The sequence below is a fragment of the Psychrobacter sp. T6-1 genome, assembly GCF_052258445.1.
In genome coordinates this window covers 1-4,168 of sequence record NZ_JBQQFC010000222.1, presented here as the reverse complement: position 1 = coordinate 4,168, position 4,168 = coordinate 1, and the positions used below count along the sequence as shown (strand labels likewise).

3 protein-coding genes are annotated in these 4,168 nt (G+C 46.3%); 2 read left to right on the top strand and 1 reads right to left on the bottom strand.

Going from position 1 to position 4,168, the window contains the following annotated elements:
- Positions 1-2,150: penicillin-binding protein 1A (locus ACTXGO_RS10505; protein WP_443574409.1), on the bottom strand; the 2,150-nt coding region annotated here is incomplete at its 3' end.
- Between the two features lie 182 nt (positions 2,151-2,332).
- Between ACTXGO_RS10505 and ACTXGO_RS10500 the strand changes: the two genes are divergently transcribed.
- Complete coding sequence (locus ACTXGO_RS10500) at positions 2,333-3,388, top strand: pilus assembly protein PilM (RefSeq protein WP_443574407.1); 1,056 nt, start codon at positions 2,333-2,335, stop codon at positions 3,386-3,388.
- A complete protein-coding gene (locus ACTXGO_RS10495) occupies positions 3,388-4,038 on the top strand; it encodes a PilN domain-containing protein (RefSeq protein WP_317199253.1) in 651 nt (216 codons plus the stop codon). Before ACTXGO_RS10500 ends, ACTXGO_RS10495 begins: the two co-directional genes overlap by 1 nt.
- The last annotated feature ends 130 nt before the right edge of the window (positions 4,039-4,168 follow it).

The following is a 4,168-nucleotide window of genomic DNA, read 5'->3' as shown; positions in this document are numbered from 1 at the left end:
GCAGTACCGCGTTGAACGACATCACGTAGGATATCTGCCATCTCAAAAGCCACTTGCGGCTTTAAGATTCTAGGCGCCTGCGTAGCCATAACATATTGTACAACAGGCGCATCTAGGCGATCGGCTTTAGGCGTTGCATCATAGATAAGTGCTTCATTTTGGGCCGCTATCAGTGCCTCTTCTTCAGCATCTGTTCCACTATCGCCCTCAGCATCGTCCGTTTGCTCATCAGTGCTCTGTGCATCGGTGGTGTCGTCATCAACAGGCGTGTTAAAGGCTTCAATCAGGGCTTCATTGCGCTCATCGAGCAGCTCGTTAAAGCATAAAGCACACGCTTGTTGCGGATTCGCTTGAAACAAAAGCTTATTATCATAATTGTAAATTTGCTCAATAAAATAGGGCTGAACGCGGTGACCACCATTGGCAAAGGTGGCGTAGGCCGTTGCCATTTGCAGAGGCGTTGCTTGTCCTGTACCTAGTGCTAGTGACAAGGTTGTCGGTAGTTTTTCTTTATCCAAACCAAATTGATCAAGCAGGTCGCGAGTATCTGAGATACCTATCGCTTGTAGCAAGCGAATAGAAACTAAGTTGCGCGACAAATACAAGCCGCGGCGTAAGGTAATATCACCTAAGAAGCGCTCGTCAGAGTTTTTGGGTTTCCAGTCACCGGCTTGAATAGGACGGTCTGAGACAATGCTATCAGGACGATAGCCTTTTTGTAGTGCTGTGGTGTAGACAAGAGGCTTAATAGTAGAGCCGGGCTGACGCCATCCTTGTAGCGCACGATTAAATTTGCTGTGATTAAAATCAAAACCACCGACCAACGCATTGAGCGCTCCTGTCTCAGGGTCTAGCGAGACTAAGCTGCCTTGTACTTCAGGGATTTGTGCCAATTGCCAATTGCCATTCTCAGTCGGTATTACCCGAACGATGTCCTCTTCACTCACAACCTGACTGGCATTATTAGGATAGTAGCCAACGCGATCAGCGGATATATATTTGCGCGCCCAGCTCATACCAGACCAATTGACAGTGACGCTCTCACCTGAAGGAATAGTGGCCTCAAAGCTACGCGAATTGACCTTGGTGACTTTGGCTGGGGACATACTGCTATAACGTCGAAAGTTCTCTAACGACTCGCCATTAGCTTCGGCGCCGCGCCAGCCGTGTCTGTGCTCATAAGCAACAAGACCTTTGATAACTGCAGCTTCTGCAGCAGCTTGTGCGTCACTATCAATCGTTAATCGTACGCGCCAGCCGCCATTGACAACCTCTTCACCATAGCGGTTGACTAAAGCATATCGCGCCATCTCTGCCAAATACGGCATATTGACATCAAGTTTTTCTTGATAAAGTTTGAGTCCAATAGGCGAGTTGATGGCTTTATCATGCTGTGCTTGATCGATGTAACCTAGATCATGCATGCGTCCAATAATCCAATTACGGCGCGTCAAAGCACGATCTGGATTGGCAACAGGATTATACTTCGAAGGTGCTTTTGGTAGGCCTGCCAGCATCGCCATTTCAGCAACCGTCAAGTTCTCTAACGATTTACTGTAGTATTTTCGAGCAGCAGCGCGGATACCATAAGCGCCTTCACCTAGATAAATCTTATTGACATAGAGTGTCAAAATCTCATTTTTACTCAGCTCATCTTCCATTTTACGAGCCAAAAACAGCTCAGTTAGCTTACGATTAAGGGTACGCTCTGGGCTCAAAAAGTAATTTTTGGCAACCTGCATAGTAATGGTTGAGCCGCCCGTTTGAGTGTCATCATCGGTGACGACTTCGGTGACCGCGCGACCAAGACCTTTGATACTAATACCGCTATGCTGAAAAAATGAAGCATCCTCTGCTGCCAAAAACGCCCGCGTTAAATTCTGTGGAATCTCGTCATAAGTCACAGGCAGTGACATACGATTGCCGTACTGGCCGATGAGTTTGTCATCACGACTATAGATTTGCAGCGGCATCTCTAAACTTGCCGTTTTGATTTCTTGAATGCTAGGTAGGGTTGGGGATAGGTACATCGCCATGCCATAAAAACCAATCGGCACTGCCAATGCCAAGATGACAACCAATGCCAAAAAGGCAATAAAGAGCCCAACTAAGAAGCGTAAGAGATGAACGGTAGCATTTTTTTGGGTCATAATCAGACTTTTTAATTCAAATTTGCAACAGATGTTTTATTATACCTTGAACCAAATGCGCAGGTCATACTAAATGTGCAATATCTTTTCTAAGTGCTTGAATATGTCTGTTAAGTAAAGTATTGTACTAAATCATTACAATTCATTATAAAGTCGTACACTTCATACAAGGTATAGCGTTTGTGAGGTTATTTTCTTCTAAGAGTCAGCATTTAATTGGAGTGGACGTCTGTGCAACTTCAGTAAAGCTTGTGGATATACGACGTGTGCAGGGCGTATATCATCTAAAGTCTTATGGAATTGAAAGCCTAGCCTCAGGTGTGGTCGTTGACAAACTCATTGTAGATACCGAAATAGTCGGAGATACCATTGCTAGTTTGGCAAGGCGCTGTCAGGTTGCAGGTAGCAATGCGGCAACGTCAGTCTCAGGATCTGCGGTCATTACCAAAATCATCGATATGGATAAAAACCTAACTGATGTGGAACGAGAAGCACAAATTCGCCTTGATGCTGATCAGTACATTCCTTATCCGTTAGAGGACGTCAATTTAGACTTTGAAGTACAAGGCCCCTCTCTTATTAGTGATGAAATGGTACAAGTACTGCTCGCCGCCTCACGTTCAGAGAACGTCGATCAGCGCGTCGATGCGCTAACCTTTGGCGGCTTGCAAACCAAAATCATGGATATCGAAACCCACGCTATCGAGCGCGCTTTTGAGCTCATGGTCGACAATTTAGCCAATTTACCTGAGCTTGTGGCTTTGGTTGATATTGGGCACAATCAGACGACTTTGTATATTGCAAAAGATGGCGAGTTTGTTTATAGCCGCGAGCAACTCTTTGGCGGCGCGCAGCTCACTGAAGCGATTCAAAACCGCTACGGTCTTACCTTTGAAGAGGCAACCTTGAGCAAGCGTGAACGCACTCTACCTGATGATTATTATCCTGAAGTGCTGACGCCGTTCTTAGAAAGTGCTATTCAGCAAATCACGCGCTCATTACAATTTTACTTCTCGTCAAGTCAGTACAATAGTATCGATCACATTGTGCTAGCAGGCGGTAGTAGTGCCATCTCAGGCTTAGCTGGTATGGTGCAACAAAAGCTTGGCGTAAGCGTCAGTGTTGCCAACCCCTTTATCAATATGACCATTGACCCCTATATAGACAGCGAGCAGCTAGCGATTGATGCGCCTAGTCTCATGGGTGCATGTGGACTGGCGCTTAGGAGCTTTGACTAATGGCTCGTATTAACCTATTGCCTTGGCGCGCAGAAGAACGTGAACGTCGTAACAAGGAATTCATTACTTTAGTCGTTGCCGTGACTTTGCTGGCACTACTAGCGGCATTTGCATCATGGAGCTATTTTAACAATGAGTTAGAAGAGCAGCGCGACGCTAATGCGCTTATTGAGCAAGAAAACGCTCGCCTTGATGCCGTTTTGGTAGAGATCGACGGTTTAGAGCAGCGCCGTGAGGATATTATCTCTCGTATGCAAGTCATTCAAGATTTGCAGGGTCGCCGTCCTGTTCCTGTACGTTTATGGGATGATATTGCCAAAGCCATACCGCCCGCCCTTTATCTCAACAACTTTAAACGTGAAGGCGATATATTGACGCTGACGGGTCTTGCTGACAATCCAAACGTGGTATCTAGCCTGATTCGCAATCTCGATAGCAGCGAGTGGATGGGTAACTCTGCTGTTAGCAATATTCAGCAAAATATCAGCGCGTATGAAGCACCGCCCACACTCAATGAGCCGACCACGACAGGGGATGCGCCGCGTCCTGTCTACCCTGAGGACAGCTACGTACAATTTGTAGTGACGACTAAAGTACAGTCGGATACTGCTATCTTAGATGACGCTGCTGTAGCGGAGGGCACCTTATGAGACTCGATCTAAAAAAGCGTCCGTTTGGCGCCAAAAAGACGCCGATACGTAGCAAACGCCGCGCCAAAAAACCTTTTGATTTTAACGAGTTTCGCCGCAGTTTTCAGTCATTAGATGCTGATAATTATGG

Excerpts from the sequence above, each read along its gene's own strand:
- ACTXGO_RS10495 (WP_317199253.1), top strand. The coding sequence starts at position 3,388 with ATGGCTCGTATTAACCTATTGCCTTGGCGCGCAGAAGAACGTGAACGT.